Source organism: Gemmatimonas phototrophica (genome assembly GCF_000695095.2).
GTDB classification, from domain to species: domain Bacteria; phylum Gemmatimonadota; class Gemmatimonadetes; order Gemmatimonadales; family Gemmatimonadaceae; genus Gemmatimonas; species Gemmatimonas phototrophica.
Genome location: NZ_CP011454.1, coordinates 4185743 through 4201234 on the forward strand (window position 1 = coordinate 4185743; position 15492 = coordinate 4201234).

The 15492-nt window shown below is 63.7% G+C and carries 15 protein-coding genes; 6 read left to right on the plus strand and 9 right to left on the minus strand.

The features are described from left to right. Positions 1-445 precede the first annotated feature (445 nt). From GEMMAAP_RS17655 to GEMMAAP_RS20395, 3 genes are read right to left on the minus strand one after another with little or no spacing between them, the layout of a single operon-like run. The gene (locus tag GEMMAAP_RS17655; protein WP_026848162.1) at positions 446-853 is read right to left on the minus strand and encodes a VOC family protein; all 408 of its coding nucleotides are present in this window, start codon (positions 851-853) and stop codon (positions 446-448) included. Further along, the gene (locus tag GEMMAAP_RS17660) at positions 853-1389 is read right to left on the minus strand and encodes a DinB family protein (RefSeq protein ID WP_053333547.1); all 537 of its coding nucleotides are present in this window, start codon (positions 1387-1389) and stop codon (positions 853-855) included. Before GEMMAAP_RS17660 ends, GEMMAAP_RS17655 begins: the two co-directional genes overlap by 1 nt. A gap of 44 nt (positions 1390-1433) precedes the next feature. Then, positions 1434-1691, minus strand: coding sequence for a hypothetical protein (locus GEMMAAP_RS20395; protein WP_145979217.1), 258 nt, complete (start codon positions 1689-1691; stop codon positions 1434-1436). Positions 1692-1803: 112 nt separating this feature from the next. On the opposite strand from GEMMAAP_RS20395, the gene GEMMAAP_RS17665 reads away from it, so the two are divergent. From GEMMAAP_RS17665 to GEMMAAP_RS17675, 3 genes are read left to right on the plus strand one after another with little or no spacing between them, the layout of a single operon-like run. Continuing rightward, positions 1804-2748, plus strand: coding sequence for an ABC transporter ATP-binding protein (locus GEMMAAP_RS17665; RefSeq protein WP_043579320.1), 945 nt, complete (start codon positions 1804-1806; stop codon positions 2746-2748). Beyond that, positions 2745-3944 carry an ABC transporter permease gene (locus tag GEMMAAP_RS17670; RefSeq protein ID WP_043579318.1) on the plus strand — a complete coding sequence of 400 codons (1200 nt, stop codon included), beginning with the start codon at positions 2745-2747 and terminating at the stop codon, positions 3942-3944. The genes GEMMAAP_RS17665 and GEMMAAP_RS17670 overlap by 4 nt, the downstream gene beginning before the upstream one ends. 22 nt (positions 3945-3966) lie before the next feature. After that, on the plus strand, positions 3967-5094 hold the full coding sequence (locus GEMMAAP_RS17675) for a TIGR03790 family protein (RefSeq protein ID WP_026848160.1): 1128 nt from the start codon (positions 3967-3969) through the stop codon (positions 5092-5094). 5 nt (positions 5095-5099) lie between these two features. Here the strand turns inward: GEMMAAP_RS17675 and GEMMAAP_RS17680 are convergent, their stop codons facing one another. From GEMMAAP_RS17680 to GEMMAAP_RS17705, 6 genes are all read right to left on the minus strand, one after another. Further along, the gene (locus GEMMAAP_RS17680; RefSeq protein ID WP_026848159.1) at positions 5100-6689 is read right to left on the minus strand and encodes a methyl-accepting chemotaxis protein; all 1590 of its coding nucleotides are present in this window, start codon (positions 6687-6689) and stop codon (positions 5100-5102) included. A 66-nt stretch (positions 6690-6755) separates the two neighbouring features. After that, a complete protein-coding gene (locus GEMMAAP_RS17685; RefSeq protein ID WP_026848158.1) occupies positions 6756-7025 on the minus strand; it encodes a hypothetical protein in 270 nt (89 codons plus the stop codon). A 173-nt stretch (positions 7026-7198) separates the two neighbouring features. Further along, on the minus strand, positions 7199-8419 hold the full coding sequence (locus tag GEMMAAP_RS17690) for an ABC transporter permease (protein ID WP_026848157.1): 1221 nt from the start codon (positions 8417-8419) through the stop codon (positions 7199-7201). Then, positions 8416-9186, minus strand: a complete 771-nt coding sequence (locus GEMMAAP_RS17695) for an ABC transporter ATP-binding protein (RefSeq protein WP_043579315.1) — start codon at positions 9184-9186, stop codon at positions 8416-8418. Before GEMMAAP_RS17695 ends, GEMMAAP_RS17690 begins: the two co-directional genes overlap by 4 nt. Then, the gene (locus GEMMAAP_RS17700; RefSeq protein ID WP_053333546.1) at positions 9186-10451 is read right to left on the minus strand and encodes an efflux RND transporter periplasmic adaptor subunit; all 1266 of its coding nucleotides are present in this window, start codon (positions 10449-10451) and stop codon (positions 9186-9188) included. Before GEMMAAP_RS17700 ends, GEMMAAP_RS17695 begins: the two co-directional genes overlap by 1 nt. Before the next feature lie 89 nt (positions 10452-10540). Next, positions 10541-11431, minus strand: coding sequence for a dienelactone hydrolase family protein (locus GEMMAAP_RS17705; RefSeq protein WP_026848156.1), 891 nt, complete (start codon positions 11429-11431; stop codon positions 10541-10543). Positions 11432-11632: 201 nt separating this feature from the next. Between GEMMAAP_RS17705 and GEMMAAP_RS17710 the strand changes: the two genes are divergently transcribed. The 3 genes from GEMMAAP_RS17710 to GEMMAAP_RS17720 all read left to right on the plus strand — a co-directional run bounded on the left by GEMMAAP_RS17710 (position 11633) and on the right by GEMMAAP_RS17720 (position 15349). Continuing rightward, positions 11633-12154: a hypothetical protein gene (locus tag GEMMAAP_RS17710; RefSeq protein ID WP_026848155.1), complete on the plus strand. Its 522-nt coding sequence runs from the start codon at positions 11633-11635 to the stop codon at positions 12152-12154. 156 nt (positions 12155-12310) lie between these two features. Continuing rightward, the gene (locus GEMMAAP_RS17715) at positions 12311-13795 is read left to right on the plus strand and encodes a hypothetical protein (RefSeq protein ID WP_043579313.1); all 1485 of its coding nucleotides are present in this window, start codon (positions 12311-12313) and stop codon (positions 13793-13795) included. A 141-nt stretch (positions 13796-13936) separates the two neighbouring features. Then, positions 13937-15349, plus strand: a complete 1413-nt coding sequence (locus GEMMAAP_RS17720) for a Glu/Leu/Phe/Val family dehydrogenase (RefSeq protein ID WP_026848153.1) — start codon at positions 13937-13939, stop codon at positions 15347-15349. Positions 15350-15492: the final 143 nt, after the last annotated feature.

Sequence of the window (15492 nt, forward strand, 5' to 3'; positions counted from 1 at the left end):
TGCCCGGACGAGACGGTGGGATACAGCACCCACACCGGCAACGTGACACCCTGCACGGCATCGGGCGCAGCGACACGGCGACAGCCGACTGTCATTGGTGAGAGTTTTGTGGGGGGGGAGATTGGAGAGTGGAGAGGTCAGCGGTCGGAGTCGAGACACTGCGATGGATATCGAATGTGAGAGGCCCGATGAAAGCGAGTTGAGAGGTCCGAGTGCTGGCGTCGGCACGAATGTGCCCCACCCGGACGCCGCTGAACAGCGCCAGTCCCCGCCCTTACCCGGACGCCGCTGGAACAGCGGCGTCCCCGCAGTTCCCCACAGCTCGTGTGGGGCACTGCAGTGCGGACGAAGTGCTCGGACCTCTCATCGTCGTGGTTATCTCGACACTCTCACACTCGATATCCATCGCACCTCTGGCATCGCAAACCTCTTAACTCCCCCCGTCTCAACTCTCGAGATCTGTCATGCCCAGCAGGTCCCAGCGGTTCCCTTCCAGGTCTTCGAAGACCGCCACGGTGCCGTATGCTTCCACCCTGGGCACGCCGTGAAACACCACGCCGGCGTCGCACAGACGTGCGTACTGCGCCGCGAAATCGTCCACGCGCAAGAAGAATCCCACGCGTCCTGCGGTTTGCTTTCCCACTACCGCTTCCTGTGCTTCCCCGTCGGCACGGGCCAGCAGCAGTCCAGTCACGGCTCCTCTCGGGCGCACCACCACCCATCGCTTCGCCCGGCCATCATTGGTGAGCGATGCATGATCTTCCACCAGATCGAAGTGCAGCACGTCCACAAAAAACCGAATGGCCGCGTCATAGTCGCGAACCACCAATGTCACCAGTTCAAGATGTGGCATCAGTTGGGGAGCTCGGGCAGGTAGAACAACAGGTCCAGCGACGGGGGCGTGATATTCTGCTGCCGCAGTAGCAGGCAGATCTGCGCGGTATGCCGCACCTCATGCAGCATCACGTGCCAGAGCAACCGCTCGGCGGTGTACTGCTCATTCGGCGCATCATGTACCGTCACCACCCGGGCGAGTTCGTCCGCCGTGGTAGTGGAGAGATACGCCTGCATACGCGCTTCAACGGCACGCCAATAGTCCAGCAACACGGAGAGTGCGACATGGCCGTACTCGGGGCCACCGGTGGTGGCCGCCAGCAGCGGCACACTGTCAATGACCGGCGGGACCCGCAGGATATCCTCGTGCAGCCACCCGTCTTCAACGGCTGCCACATGGAACAGCAGATCCTTGATGCAGTGAAATCGCTCACCGTCCAATTGGGATCGGGAAATCACCTCGTCGGGCACGGCCTCCAGTGCCGCCCAAAGATCACGACGCGCCCGGCCGAGATACTCGTACATGCGGGCAGGCGAGAACGGCACCGTGGACATCTCCGCTTACTCCGGCGGAAGGCGTCGGGTATGCATAATGGCGATCAGCACCACACCACCCATCGCAACGGCGGAGCAGCCAAATACGGCGCGACAGACTGGCGTGCAACACCACGACCGAACCGCTCCACCGAGAGCTCCTGCGCAAGCTCCGGGGAGAGCACCTTGACCACCACCTTGCGGCCATGGGTGTTGTCACGGGCCATGAACACGCGGCGCATCCCTCCCCTTCCCAGCTCACGCCCGGGTTGGAACGTAGTGCCGAGTGCAAGCCGGAGCGGATCGCGGAAGGAGGCTGTCATGATGGGGATCATAACCGCTGGCGCCGACGGCCGCCGGATCGGCGGAACTCTTTGGCGATCGCCTTCGTAGGGAACGATGGGAATCCCTGTTGTCCCCTCATCCCGGTTGTCCATGCTGACTGTTGCGCAGGTGCACCGTCGTTTTGCTCGGGTTCACGCCGTCAATAACATTTCGTTCCACGTTTCGGCAGGGGAGATCTTCTCGCTCCTTGGGCCCAACGGCGCCGGCAAGTCCACGTTGCTCCGCATGCTGGTGGGCATCACCCGCCCGGACAGCGGACACATTGCGTGGCAGCTGGACGGCGCCACGCACACGCGGCTGCCGTCGCACGCCATTGGCTATCTCCCCGAAGATCGCGGTCTGTATCAGGACCAGCCGCTCATTGCCGTCCTCGAGTATTTCGGCACGTTGCGTGGCCTCACGCCCGCTGAGGCCCGGGCCTCCGCCACGACGTGGCTGGAGCGTCTGGAGTTGGGCGCACGACTGCGCGACAAGGTGGGTTCGCTCTCCAAGGGGAACCAGCAGAAAGTGCAATTCGCCGCTGCGGTGCTGCACCGCCCGCGCTTTGTCATTCTCGATGAGCCGTTCAGCGGACTGGACCCGCTCAACCAGGAAGTCTTCCTCGGGTTCGTGCGTGCCTTGCGCGACGACGGTACCACGGTGCTGTTCAGCGCTCATCAGATGGCGTTGGTGGAACGTCTGGCCGATCGCCTGTTTGTCATGCAGCATGGCCGCGAAGTGCTGCATGGTACTATCCCGACAGTGCGGGAGCGCTGGGGAAGCGGGCGACGGCTGCTGTTGCAGGTCACGCAAAGCCCCGACGAAGCGCTGACCATCCTGCGTACGCACGCTGCTGCCAGTGACGTCGAGCGACGGGACGACGGCACCATTGTCATTACGCTCGACGCAGCACACCCGGTGGGGGACCTGCTGGCGCGCTGCGCGCAGCTGCTCAGCATCATCGACGTGCGCACCGAACAGCCATCACTCCACGACGTGTACATCAATACCGTCGGTGCCGTAACGGCACCCACCGCCGCATCGGAGGACGCATGACGCGTTGGCAACAGGTAGGACGCATTGCCCGCTGGGAGTTCAACCGCTTTGTGAAGTGGCGTCAGCAGGCCTACGGCATTCTCATCATGCTGGTCGTGGGTGGCATTTCCGGTGGCCTTGGGAAAATGGCCAAGGAAGCACGAAGCAAGCCGGCACGCGTCGCCGTCATCGGTAGTGACCGCCTGGGATTTGCCATGCCACCAGTGGATGGGGTGAGGTGGGTCGTCAATCAGTTCACCACCGAACCGCTGGCGCGGGCGGCCATTTCCGCCGACTCCATTGCGGGGGCGCTGGTGGTCGATGGTCCAGGCGCGGCGCACCTCGTGTTGCGCAAACGCAGCGCGTGGTCCGCCTCGGTGGCGCGTGCGATGACTGCTGCCCAACAGGCCGCGCTCTACACGGCTCTGCCGCTCGACGCCGCGCAGCGTACGGCCATGACCACGCCCTTCGCGGTAGAGGTCAGCACCATCACGCTCAAGAACGGAACCTCAGATTCCGCCACGCGCCTGTTTACCGGCATCATCCTGTTCTTCGGCGTGCTGGTCCTCTTCAACGGGTTTGCTTCGCTGTTCGCCGGGATTACCGGAGAAAAGCAGCAGCGCATCACCGAGCAGATCATCGCCATGGTGTCGCCGCAAACGTGGATGGACGGCAAGATTCTCGGGCTCGTTGGTGCGGCACTGGTTGGCACGCTGCTGTTTGCCGTGACGGGCCTCGCAGTCGCGAAAGTGCTGCCGGCCGTGCTTGGCAGTACCCCCTTTGCGATTTCGGCGCCCTCTGATCCGCTCTCCCTCCTCATTGTGCTCCTCGTGACGGTGCTGGGCGTAGGAATGTGGTTCTCGTTCATGGCCGCCATCGCGGCCACGATCGACGACCCCAATTCGTCTCCGCGCTCTGCCATGCTGCTCATTCCCGTGCTCCCCATGGGGCTAGCCTTTACCCTGCTGTCCCGCCCCGACACGTGGCTGGCGCAACTGCTGGCGGTCTTTCCGCTCACTTCCATGGCGGTCCTGCCGGTGCGGTTGCTCATGACCAGTGTCCCGTGGTGGGAACCGCTACTTGCCGTGCTCCTGCTCGCGACCGCCACGTGGGCGTTCCGCCGTGCCGCCGGCAAGATCTTCGCCATTGGCATCCTCATGCATGGCAAGGAGCCGTCGCTGCGCGAAACCTGGCGCTGGCTCCGCGAAACGGAGTAGCGCGCCGTACATTGGCCAGAGCATGTCGTTCACTTCTCTGGCCTCTCGTGCCGTCGTGTTGCTTGGTGGTGTCCTGATGCTGGGGTGTCAGGCACCACCACGCACCGAAAAACTCGCCCCGGCTACGGGCGCGCAACGCACCGTCGTTGTGATCAATCGGCGCAGCCCGGCCAGTGATTCGGTGGGGCGGTATTACGCGGCACAGCGCAACCTCGACTCGTCGCACGTGATCGTTATCGACGTGCCCGTTGAGGACGAGATTGGGGATATTGCCCTGCGCACCGACATCATCGCACCGGTGCGTCACGCTATCGAGGCGCTTCCGCACCGCATCGATTTCATCGTGCTCACCAAGGGCGTGCCTTTGCGGGTGGCCCGCAAGAACGGCTATAGCGTGGACGCCCTGCTGGCGGGCATGCACCTCAGCATTCCTCCCATGGTGGGACTCGACACCACCTGGCTGCGACGTTACCGCAATCCGTATTACAACGCGCAGCTGCCATTCAATAGCGAACGCTACGGCATGTATCTGGTGACGCGCCTCGACTGTGCGCGCACGCTGGATTGTCTGGCACTGGTAGATCGTGCCACAAACGCGCGGCCGGAGACCGGACCGTTCTTTTTCGATGCCATGCCGCTGCGCGAGAGCACCGACGGCTACGCCCTCATGAACCGTCGGCTCTATGCCGGTCACTTTCTGGTGCGGTTGCAGGGCTACACTGCCCACATCGATTCCAGTGCGGCCTTTGTCGCGACCACCGAGCCGCTCATGGGCTACGTCAGCTGGGGGAGCAATGATGCACGCTTTGACAGCGTGGCCTACCATGCCCTGCGTTTTCTCCCCGGCGCGCTGGCGGAAACGTTTGTCTCCACCAGTGCCCGGACCTTCGCCCCCGTCACCGGTGGTCAGAGCCGTATTGCGGATCTCATTGCGCAGGGCGTTACCGGCGTGAAGGGATACGTGAGCGAGCCCTACACGCTCGCCCTGGCGCGCCCGGAGATCCTGTTTGATCGGTATCTCCGGGGTGCCACCCTGGCCGAGGCGTTCTATGCCGCGTCACCCATGGTCCTGTGGAAGGACGTGGTCATTGGAGACCCACTGTGTGCGCCGTACGCGCTGCAACTCACCGGCGGATTGGTGGGACGGTAAGCCGCTCAGGCAGCGCGCCGCTGGCTCTCACCCCGGTGCAGGTGATTCTTTCGCACCGTAAACGATCCCATCAGCACATTCAGGGCGTCGCTCTGACTGCGCAGCTCTTCCGACGTGGCGGCCGTTTCCTCCGCCGTGGCCGCTGATTGCTGCGTAATGACATTGAGCCCATCGACCGCCTCGGAGATCTGCGACACATGCTGCAGCTGTTGCGCGCAACGGGCGCTCACGGCCGCCATGATCTCCGAGAGCGATGCCACATGTGTTTCGATACCGGTAATCCCGAGAACGGCGCGATTACCGGCAGACACGCCATCCAGCACGGCCTGCACGTTCTCTTCAATGAGGTGACTGGCCTGCCGAGCCGATTCGGCGGCGCGGAGGGCCAACGCGCGCACCTCTTCGGCCACCACCGCAAAGCCGCGACCGGCATCGCCGGCGCGCGCCGCTTCCACGGCCGCATTCAGGGCCAACAGGTTGGTCTGGAAGGCGATCTCGTCGATGGCTTTGACCACGCGCGAGGTGGCATCGGCCCGATCCTTCATGGTGCCGAGCGCCTCGGAAAGCGCGCGCAGCTCCTTGGTGCCAGTACTGGTCGCAGTGCTCACATCCGCCGTGGAACGACGTCCCCGCTCCGCTTCCTCCGAGATGGTCATGGCATCGGCCCGCAACTCTGCGGTGCCGGCCGCCACTTCCTCCAAGCCGGCAGCCTGCCGCGACGCGCCGGTCGCCCCGACTTCCGCCGACTGGGCGATTTCGTTGCTCGCGCTGTTCACTTCCTCGGACGCGGCCTTCACCGCCCCCACGGTGGTTTCCAGGTGTGACACGGCATCAGCGAACGCCTGCACGATTGGCGCATGATGGCCGGTGCGATCGGCCGATGGGCGGACCGTGAGGTCTCCCTTGGCGAGGCCGCGAATCCCGAGGTGCAATTCACTCATGGCCACCGACATCGGTTTCAGGACACCATCAAGCGCCTCATTCACGGCCTGCGCGGCTTCCTCAAAAGCCCCCTCGAACTGGCTGCTGTTGATGCGTGCATCCACCTTGCCTTCAAGAATGGTCGTTCCCAGCGTTTGCACTTCATCGGCCAGCGTACGGACCTTGCGACGGGTTTCGTTGTACGCATGCATGGCAATATGCATGTTCGCGATCATGGCATTCACAGTGACCGCCAACTGCCCCAACTCATCGCGACTGCGCAGGGTGATGGGTTGGGTCACCGGTTCGGCGCGTTGGCTGGCATCGCCCTGCGCCAGCGCCCGCAGCCCATTGGTCACGGCCTTGATGCAGTGCTCACTCAACGACTCCGCCCGACGTTGTATGCTGGCGAGTCCGCGAATAATGCTTCGCGAGACCCCCACGGCAACGCCCATACTGATGAGTGTGGCAGCCAGCAGAATGAGCTGTGCCGCGAGCACCGAACGCTCCGTTTCGTTACCGGCGCTCGTGAGTTCTTCGCGAGCAACGCGCACCTGCAGCGCCATCAACAGGCGCATGCCATCATCAAGGGCATGGTGCAGCGCCTCGCTGCGGACGGCCGCGGAGGAGTCACCACCGATCGACGCCCGCGTAGCTGCCAGCCACTCTTTCATGGGGGTCCGCAAGCCATCCACCAGCTGCGACTCTTCTGCGGTCAGATAGGTGGCGAGGTAAGCAGTCTATATGCTGTCCACCTGCTGCACCATGACCGCCGGTGACGTCTTCTCGGTGGAGCCGCCGGACGACGTCAGCCCATCGGTCACCGCATTGACGTTGTGCAGCATCAACCCGAGTTGTTCGAGCGGCACCACGCGGTCGGCGAAGACGGTCGCGAATCGCGCCTGGGCACCGCGGGCGGCCTGAATGGGCTGAATGGTGGCAACAACGGCCAGCACAATAGCCACGGCAAACGCGGCCAGCAACTTGGTGGAAATGGAGTGCAGTTTCATAGTCGGTGGCTCGTGTACATGCCTCAGCGCATGCCTCTAGGCCCCACCGGGCACTCAAGTGGGACCGCTTCCTGCCCAGTGGTGTCGGCTTGGGGACAGCCCAACTTTAGGGTGTATTCCCATACTCGAATGTTTAACGTTTCCGGAATGAGGATAGACGTACACAGTCGACGCTATTCGTAGCGCAGCGCCTGGATGGGATTGAGTGATGCTGCCTTTCGGGCCGGGTAATAGCCGAAGAACACGCCCACGGCCGCGGAAAACCCGATGGCGATGAACGCGGCGGAGAGTGGGGTGGACGTGGCCCATCCCGTGATCCGACCCACCACTGCCGCCCCGCCAATTCCCAGCGCCAATCCTCCAAGGCCGCCGAAGATGCTCATGACCACGCTTTCCACCAGAAACTGGGTCAGTACATCGGAGCCACGGGCACCTATGGCCATGCGAATGCCGATCTCGCGCGTTCGTTCCGTGACCGACACCAGCATGATGTTCATGATGCCAATGCCACCGACCAGCAAGGAAATGGACGCAATGGCCGCCAGGAGCCCGGTCATGACGGACGCCGTACTCGTCGCCGCGGCGGCAATGGCCGTCTGATCGCGCACCGTAAAGTCGTCGGGCACATTTCCGCCGTTGAGTTGATGCACATCGCGCATGAGCTGCGTGACCTCCTCAATGGCCGCCGGCACCGCCGTGGCCGACGTAGCACTCGCCAGAATCTGCGAGACGAAACTGAAACCACTCAGCCGGTCCTGTGCCGTGGTGTACGGCACCAGCACCACATCATCCTGATCACTGCCGGTCGCCGTTTGCCCCTTGGCGTTCAGCACACCAACCACCACGAACGGTGAACGCCCGAGCTGCACGGTGGCTCCCACGGCATCATCATCGGCAAACAGATTGGCGGCGACGGTCTTCCCCAGTACCACCACGCGACGCTTCGCCCGCACATCGTCGTCCGTGAACAGCGCGCCGCTGGCCACGCCCCAGTCACGAATCGTGAGGTAGTCGGTGGAGACCCCATTTACACCAGTCCGCCAGTTTCCCGAACCGCCAATGATCTGGGTTCGCGTGACAATGACCGGCGAAATCGCCGAAAGCTGCTCGGCGTTGGCGCGCAGAAAGTCCGCATCCTCCACGCGGAGGCGATTGAAGGTGCCCGCGCCCTGACTGGCTCCCCCTTGTGTCGTGGTACCGGCCGTGATGACGATCATGTTGGTACCGAGACTGCTGATCTGCCGTTCGATCTGCGCCTGTGCGCCGTTGCCGATCGCGACCATGATGATCACGGCGCCCACTCCAATCACGATACCCAGCATGGTGAGGGCGGTGCGCATCCGGTTCTTGAGGATGCTCTGGGCCGCGACTTTGAACAGAGTGGAGCTCTTCATAACGCCCCCGTGAGCACGACGTCCTGTTGCAGCGCTGCCAAATCGACGGCGGCGTCACGGCGCCCCACCACCGGATGATCCCGGATAATGCGGCCGTCCCGCATGTCAACGATGCGCTTCGCGTACTGCGCCACCTCCGTTTCGTGGGTCACAATGAGAATCGTGATCCCCTGTGCGTTCAGCGCCTGGAACAGCGCCATGATCTCGACCGTGGTGTGACTGTCCAGATTGCCGGTGGGCTCATCGGCCAAAAGGAGTGTCGGTTTCGTGACGAGGGCGCGCGCAATGGCCACCCGCTGCTGCTGTCCCCCCGACAGCTCGCTGGGGTCGTGATCAAGACGGTCGCCCAACCCTACGCGGTGCAGTGCGGCGGCCGCCAGTTCGCGCGTGTTCGTCCAGCGCGCGGTACGATCGTACAGGAGTGGTAACTCCACATTGTCCAGCGCGGACGTGCGCGGCAGCAGGTTGAAGCCCTGAAACACAAACCCCAGTTTCTGGTTTCGCAGATCAGCCAGCGCGTTCCGACTGAGGCCATTCACCGCCACACCATCGAGCGCGTAACGCCCGCTGGTCGGGACATCGAGACACCCCAGCATATTCATGAGCGTGGACTTGCCGCTCCCGGAGGCCCCCATAATCGCGAGCATCTCTCCGGCGTCCACCTGCAGGTCCACACCACGGAGGGCCAGTACCTCGGTGCTCCCCATGAGATAGCGCTTCACCACCTGCTGCAGCGCAATGACCGGGGGCCCGTTGGACGACGCCATCAGAAGGCCCCTCGCGGTCGTGGCGCTCCACCACCCTGCTGCGTCGGCTGAAACGGATTGCTGGTGGCGGCTGTCGCCGCCGCGCCGGACGACGCGGTGGTGATCCCAACAATCACCTGCAGCCCTTCCGTCAGGTTGGGTCCGCGCACCTCGGTGCGTTGACCATCGCTCAGGCCGGTGCGTACCAGCAGACGGGCAAAGGTGCCGGTGGAATCACGCACCCAGAGCGTACCGGTGGAGTCGCCTCCCGGACGTCGCCGGACCGACGCAGCGCGGCGTGCAGCGGTATCGCCCATCGTTGTCGGCCGTCGCGACGCCGTGAGCAGAGCGCTGTCCGCACCAAGCATGGCGGCCGTGGGCGTGAATCGCAGGGCGGCAGTGGACACGGCCAGCACATCCGGCGCGCGCGCGGTAAGAAACTTTACGGTGGCCGTCATGCCGGGGAGCAATTTGCCATCCCCATTCTCCACCCCAACGACGACGGTGTAGTTCACCACGTTGTCGGTGATGGAAGACAGCAATCGAACCTGCTTCGTGATACCGCTGAATGTCCTCCCGGCGTAGGCCGCCACGGTAAAGGTAACCGGCTGCCCCACCGCAATCTTTCCGATGTCGCTTTCATCCACCGACGCCAGGATCTGCATCTCCCGGAGATTCTTGGCAATCCGGAACAGCTCGGGCGCAGACAGACTCGCCGCCACTGTTTGTCCGATGTCCACCGTACGGGACACAATGACCCCTTCAATCGGCGCGTAGATGGAGGTGTACGACAGATTCTGTCGCGCGCGGTCGAGGGCAATCTGCGCCGATCGGACATTGGAGGTGGCCACCGCGTAGGTCGCCTCGATGGCGTTGAACTCGCTGGCGGTAACCACCTGGGCCTCAAACAAGGTCCTGGTGCGGTCGTACTCCGCCTTGGCCTGCGTGAGTTGGGCGTTGGCCCGCTCCAGGCTCGCCTGAGACTCGGCCACGGCCTGTTGCTGCAGAATGGGATCGATGCGAGCGAGCAACTGCCCCTTCTTCACGCGATCGTTGAAGTCCACCAGCAGTTCGCGCACCAGCCCGGACACCTGCGTGCCAACCTGTACCGTGCGGACGGCGCTAAGCGTACCGGTGGCCGCCACCGTGGCCTCAAGCGTGGTGCGCTCTACCGTGGCGTAACGAAACGTGGGGGCGTCGCTGGTCTGCGCGCTCCGGTAGTACCAGGTGGCCAACGCGGCCACACTGAGGACGACAATGCCGATGGCGAACGGCCGGCGGTTCATAATTCGACCTCTGTTCAATGAGATGCGTACTTCCGGAACACGGGCCCCGTGAATGGATCACACTCACGGGAGCCATGTTCCGCGTGCGGCTAGCTTCGTACGTGCTGCCGGAAAAAGGCGAGCGTACGGTCCCATGCCAGCTTGGCTGCGGCGGCGTCGTAACGTGGTGTGGTGTCGTTGTTGAAGCCGTGCTGGGTACCTGGATACAGATGCCGTTCATAGGGCGCCTTGGCCGCCTTGAGCGCTTCTTCAAACGCTGGCCAGCTGGCGTTGATGCGCGCATCGGTTTCGGCCGACTGGATCATGAGCGGCGCCCGGATCTTGGGCACATCGGCCAGATCGGGAGACGACCCGTAGAATGCGACACCGGCCGACAGCTCGGTGCCGAGTCGCGTGGCGAGGTAGTTCACCATACCACCACCATAGCAGAAGCCTACTGCACCAATCTTGCCAGTGCACTCGGGACGTGCCTTGAGCCACGCGGCAGCGGCCACGAAGTCTTCACGCGTTTTCGGCTGCTCGAGCTTGCCAAACTGTTCGCGGGCTTTGTCTTCATCGCCAGGATACCCACCCAATGGAAAGAGGGCATCCGGAGCAAACGCGACAAACCCGTCCACCGCCAGTCGCCGAGCGATGTCTTCGATGTGCGGGTTGAGACCGCGATTCTCGTGAATGACCAGAATGCCGGGCGCCCGGCCCGCCGTGGCGGGCTTGGCCAGGTAGCCCCGCATCGTCCCGTAGCCGTTGGGCGACGCGTATTCGACGTACTGCTGTTGAATGCGGTCGTCCTCGGGCTTGATGACTTGCGCTTCGAGGAACTTGGGCGTGAGCTGCTCGAGCAGCATGAGCGCCGTGACGCCTCCTACAGCGTATTTGGAGGCCCGGTCCAGAAAGGTCCGGCGATCAATACCGCCGTGGACGTAGGCATCGAACAGGATGAGCAGATCCTGATCGAAGTCGTGCGCCGTCTTGCGTTCCATAGTAGGAAGTCCTCGGAGTGGCCAGAAGGTGACGGCACGACGGTGGCATACCGCGTTCGCGTCTCTTCAAAAAGTACCGTTCAAGGCGTCGCTTCGTTGAACGGGGCGGGCGGACGCCGCGGCGAAGTTGGACAGCGAGCGGTGCCGGGCGTTGATTGATGGTGCGATGTCTTCGTTTCTCCTCACGCTCTTCCAACACCCATGCGCCGCTCTCCCCTGCGCTCCGCTCTATTGCTCACGGTGGCATCCGCTTTGTCCGCGGTGCCGTTGCGGGCCCAGACGTACGACACCGTGGCGGTCCGCCGGGCGGTCCTCGCGGTGGTAGACTCCGCGCTCGGGTATATCAACACCGGGAACATGACCGGGCTCAGCGATATGATGACGGCCGACGGTCAGGTCTACGCCGCCCGGGAGCGCGTCGGTGTGGGCGGGGCCTTTACCATGCGCACGGCGGCGGCGCAGCGGGTTACCGCCCAACGCGCACCAATCATTGAGCGGGGCTTCAATCCGACGGTCCACCTTGCCGGCACCATTGCCTCCGTCTGGCTTCCGTATGACCTGTGGGCGGAAGGGAAGTGGTCGCACTGCGGCATTGATCACTTCACCCTCGTTAAGGTGGAGCGCGCGTGGCGGATCGTGAATCTCACGTACACCATCGAGCAGCCCCCCTCCTGCCGCATGCATCCGGACGGCGTGCCGCCGGGGCTGAAGCCGCCAGTTTGAAGGCGACTGCCCGAACACGAGGAACCGTCAGGGCCGGGGGGCTTTGGAGGTATAAAGCGTGCAGGGGTCGTGCCTTATCCTTCCATGCGTACCACGCGTCCGGATCCGCGTGCAATGTGTGACTCATCAGTTCGTGTTGCCCTTCATGGTTACTCCATGCCCAAGTGTCTCGTATTGCCGCGACATCATTCTCTTGCCTGCGCGGCGCTCTTGCTCACGCTGTTCGTCCCGCATGTCGGCGTCTCGTGCGCAACCCAACTCCACGCACAAACGGCCCCGGTTATCGAATCGCTCGTGGCGTTTGACGATGCAGGGCGGGTCACCGTTGTCACCCCCACCTTGGCGGCGCGCCTGGGGCTGACGGCGCCCGCGTGGCCGGTCACCACGGGCTTTCGCGAAGCACGCCTCTACCTCACCGACAGCGGCACGCACGTGCTGTCGGTCCAGCGCATTGATGGCACGTTTGCCCGCTACGCGCTCTCCAACGAGGCCACCACCGCCATCCGGCGTGCGATCACCGATGGCGTACTGGCCCAGGGTCGTGGCGGTGAACGTTTTGTGGGGACCGGTACCGGCCTTGATGTCTCGCAACCCGCCGGCAATACCTTTGTCCGAAACCAGACGGTCCTCGGTCTTATCGCGTACGGGCCAGCCACAGCGGCCCTGCTCAGCAAGACGAATGGCGCCGTTGCGGGTGGCGGGTATCTGCTCGCCGCCGGCACCTCGTTCTTTATTGCCGCAAATCTGGGAAAACAGCGGACCATCACCCGTGCCCAGGCGAGTCGTACCGCGCATGGCGGCACACGTGGTGCGCTCATGGGTCTTGGACTCGCGGCGATCATCGATACGGATGGGGCCCCGGCACGCGGCGCACTGGTACTCGGGAGTGCCGTTGGCGGCTCCATGGCTGGCTTCCAACACGCCCGCGGACTGAGTGATGGCGAAGCCGCCGGCGCCGGTCTCTTTGCCGATCTTGGCGCGGTGGCAACGGGTGGTATTGGTGGTGCCGCCGGCGCATTCCGTGGACGCACCATCGTGCAGTATCGCGATCCGCTGCGTCCTGAGTTCGGGACCTTTACCCGGACCGACAACACCCTGCGGAACGCCGGCAAAGCCACGATCGCGGCGGCCCTTGGTGCCAACATCGTTGGCTATACGTTGGGACCGCGTTACGCCCGACGCGCCGGTTACAACGTGACCGCCGGCGATGTCACGATGGTATTTACCAGTGCACTCCTTGGCGCCGCCGCCCTTGGTTCACTACCCAGCGAACGCTCCAATTCCCCCGCCGTCTATGGTGCCGCTACGGTGGGACTGCTGGGTGGTGCCTGGCTGGCCGACCGCGGGTTTGTGCGCAGTGCAGACCGCACCAGCGCCGATGGCACACTGGCCCAACTCGGCGCAGCCGCCGGTGCCCTGATGGGGGCCGGTGTCGCCACCCTGGGGAGCGCCGATGGACAGGTCACGTTTGGCCTCGCGTCGGCAGGTGGCCTGATCGGACTGCTTGCCGCCGACCAGATCATCGGGCCAGCCAAGGATGCCGGCCCCCTGCGTGGTGTCATGCAAAGCACGTCGCGCGCCCTCGACGGCCGTCTCACGGTGTCGCTCGGGCCGCTCACGACCGTGCGGTTCACGTTCTGATCTCCAAAGGCTACCAACGGGGCGCATTACCGAATCCCGCCAGTATCGTCTAGTTTCCATACACCCTCCCCCACCGCCGGTGACCGCCGCCGAAGCTGGCTCGCCTCACGCGGCCGTGTTTTATCCTCTTGCTCTCGACGCATGTCAACGAGCTTTTTGGCGCAGGTTGATGCGGCCTTCAACCGTGCCGCCGCCTTTACCAAACACGACCCCACGCTGCTCGAACAGATCCGCGCCTGCAATGCGGTGTACTTCGTCAGCTTTCCCATTCGCCGTGACAACGGCACCATCGAAGTCATTCAGGCCTGGCGTGCGGAGCACTCGCAGCACAAGTCGCCCACCAAGGGCGGCATTCGCTACGCTCCCAATGTGAGCGACGATGAGGTGCAGGCACTGGCCGCCCTCATGACGTACAAATGCGCCATCGTGGACGTGCCGTTTGGCGGCGCGAAGGGCGGCGTCAAGATTGACCGGCGCAAGTATTCCGAAGCGGAATTGGAGCGCATCACGCGCCGCTATACCTTCGAGCTGGTGCGCAAGCGCTTCATCGGCCCCGGCATTGACGTTCCCGCACCAGACTACGGCACGTCATCCAAGGAAATGGCGTGGATTGCCGACACTTACGCTTCGCTCGCCAACGGTGAGCTCGACGCGATTGCCTGCGTCACCGCCAAGCCGCTGGCGCAGGGTGGTATTCGTGGTCGTACGGAAGCGACCGGCCGCGGGGTGTACTACGGGCTGCGCGAAGCGTGCGATGATGCCGAAGCCATGAAGCGCCTCGGCCTCACGCGTGGCCTCGAAGGCAAGCGCGTCATTGTGCAGGGATTGGGGAACGTGGGCTACTGGGCTGCACGCTTTCTGCAGGAGGCCGGCGCACTGGTGGTCGCGGTTGCCGAGTACAATGGCGCGGTGGCCAACGACAAAGGCCTCGACATCGTGGCGCTTGATGCCTGGCGCAAAGCCCATGGCTCGTTGCTCGGCTTCCCCGGCGCCACGGATATTCCCGAAGCGCTGACCGCGCTGGAACTGCCGTGCGACATTCTGGTACCGGCCGCATTGGAGCATCAGCTCACGGCAGAAAACGCCCCGCGCATTCAGGCCAAGATCGTGGCCGAAGCAGCCAACGGCCCTACGACGCCGGAAGCCGAAGCGGTCTTTGCACAGAAAGGCATCCTGGTACTCCCCGACGTGTGGCTCAACGCCGGCGGCGTTATCGTGTCGTACTTCGAGTGGCTCAAGAATCTCTCCCACGTACGCTTTGGCCGCATGCAGAAGCGGCACGAGGAAGAGACACTGCGCAAGCTGCTGCGCGCCATTGAGGACAAGACCGGTCAGCGCTTTACCGATGCGGAAGCGCTGTCATTGACCGAGGGTGCCGACGAAGAAGATCTCGTGGCCTCCGGGCTCGCCGAGTCGATGATTGTGGCCTATCGGCAACTCACCGAGGTGCATCGCCGTATCGATGATCCCAAGGTCACGCTGCGCACCGCCGCCATGGTAAGCGCCATCGACAAGGTGGCCCAGTCGTACGTGGACATGGGCATCTTCCCGTAAGCGACTTGCTCGGCTGGGTTGAACAGATAGCACGAAGGCATCAAAGGCATTCAAGGCATCCAAGGCCACACAGCGTGAGCCTCGGATGCCTTGAATGCCTTTGATGCCTTCGTGTGATCAGTTCAAGGCACTCGCCGATACGC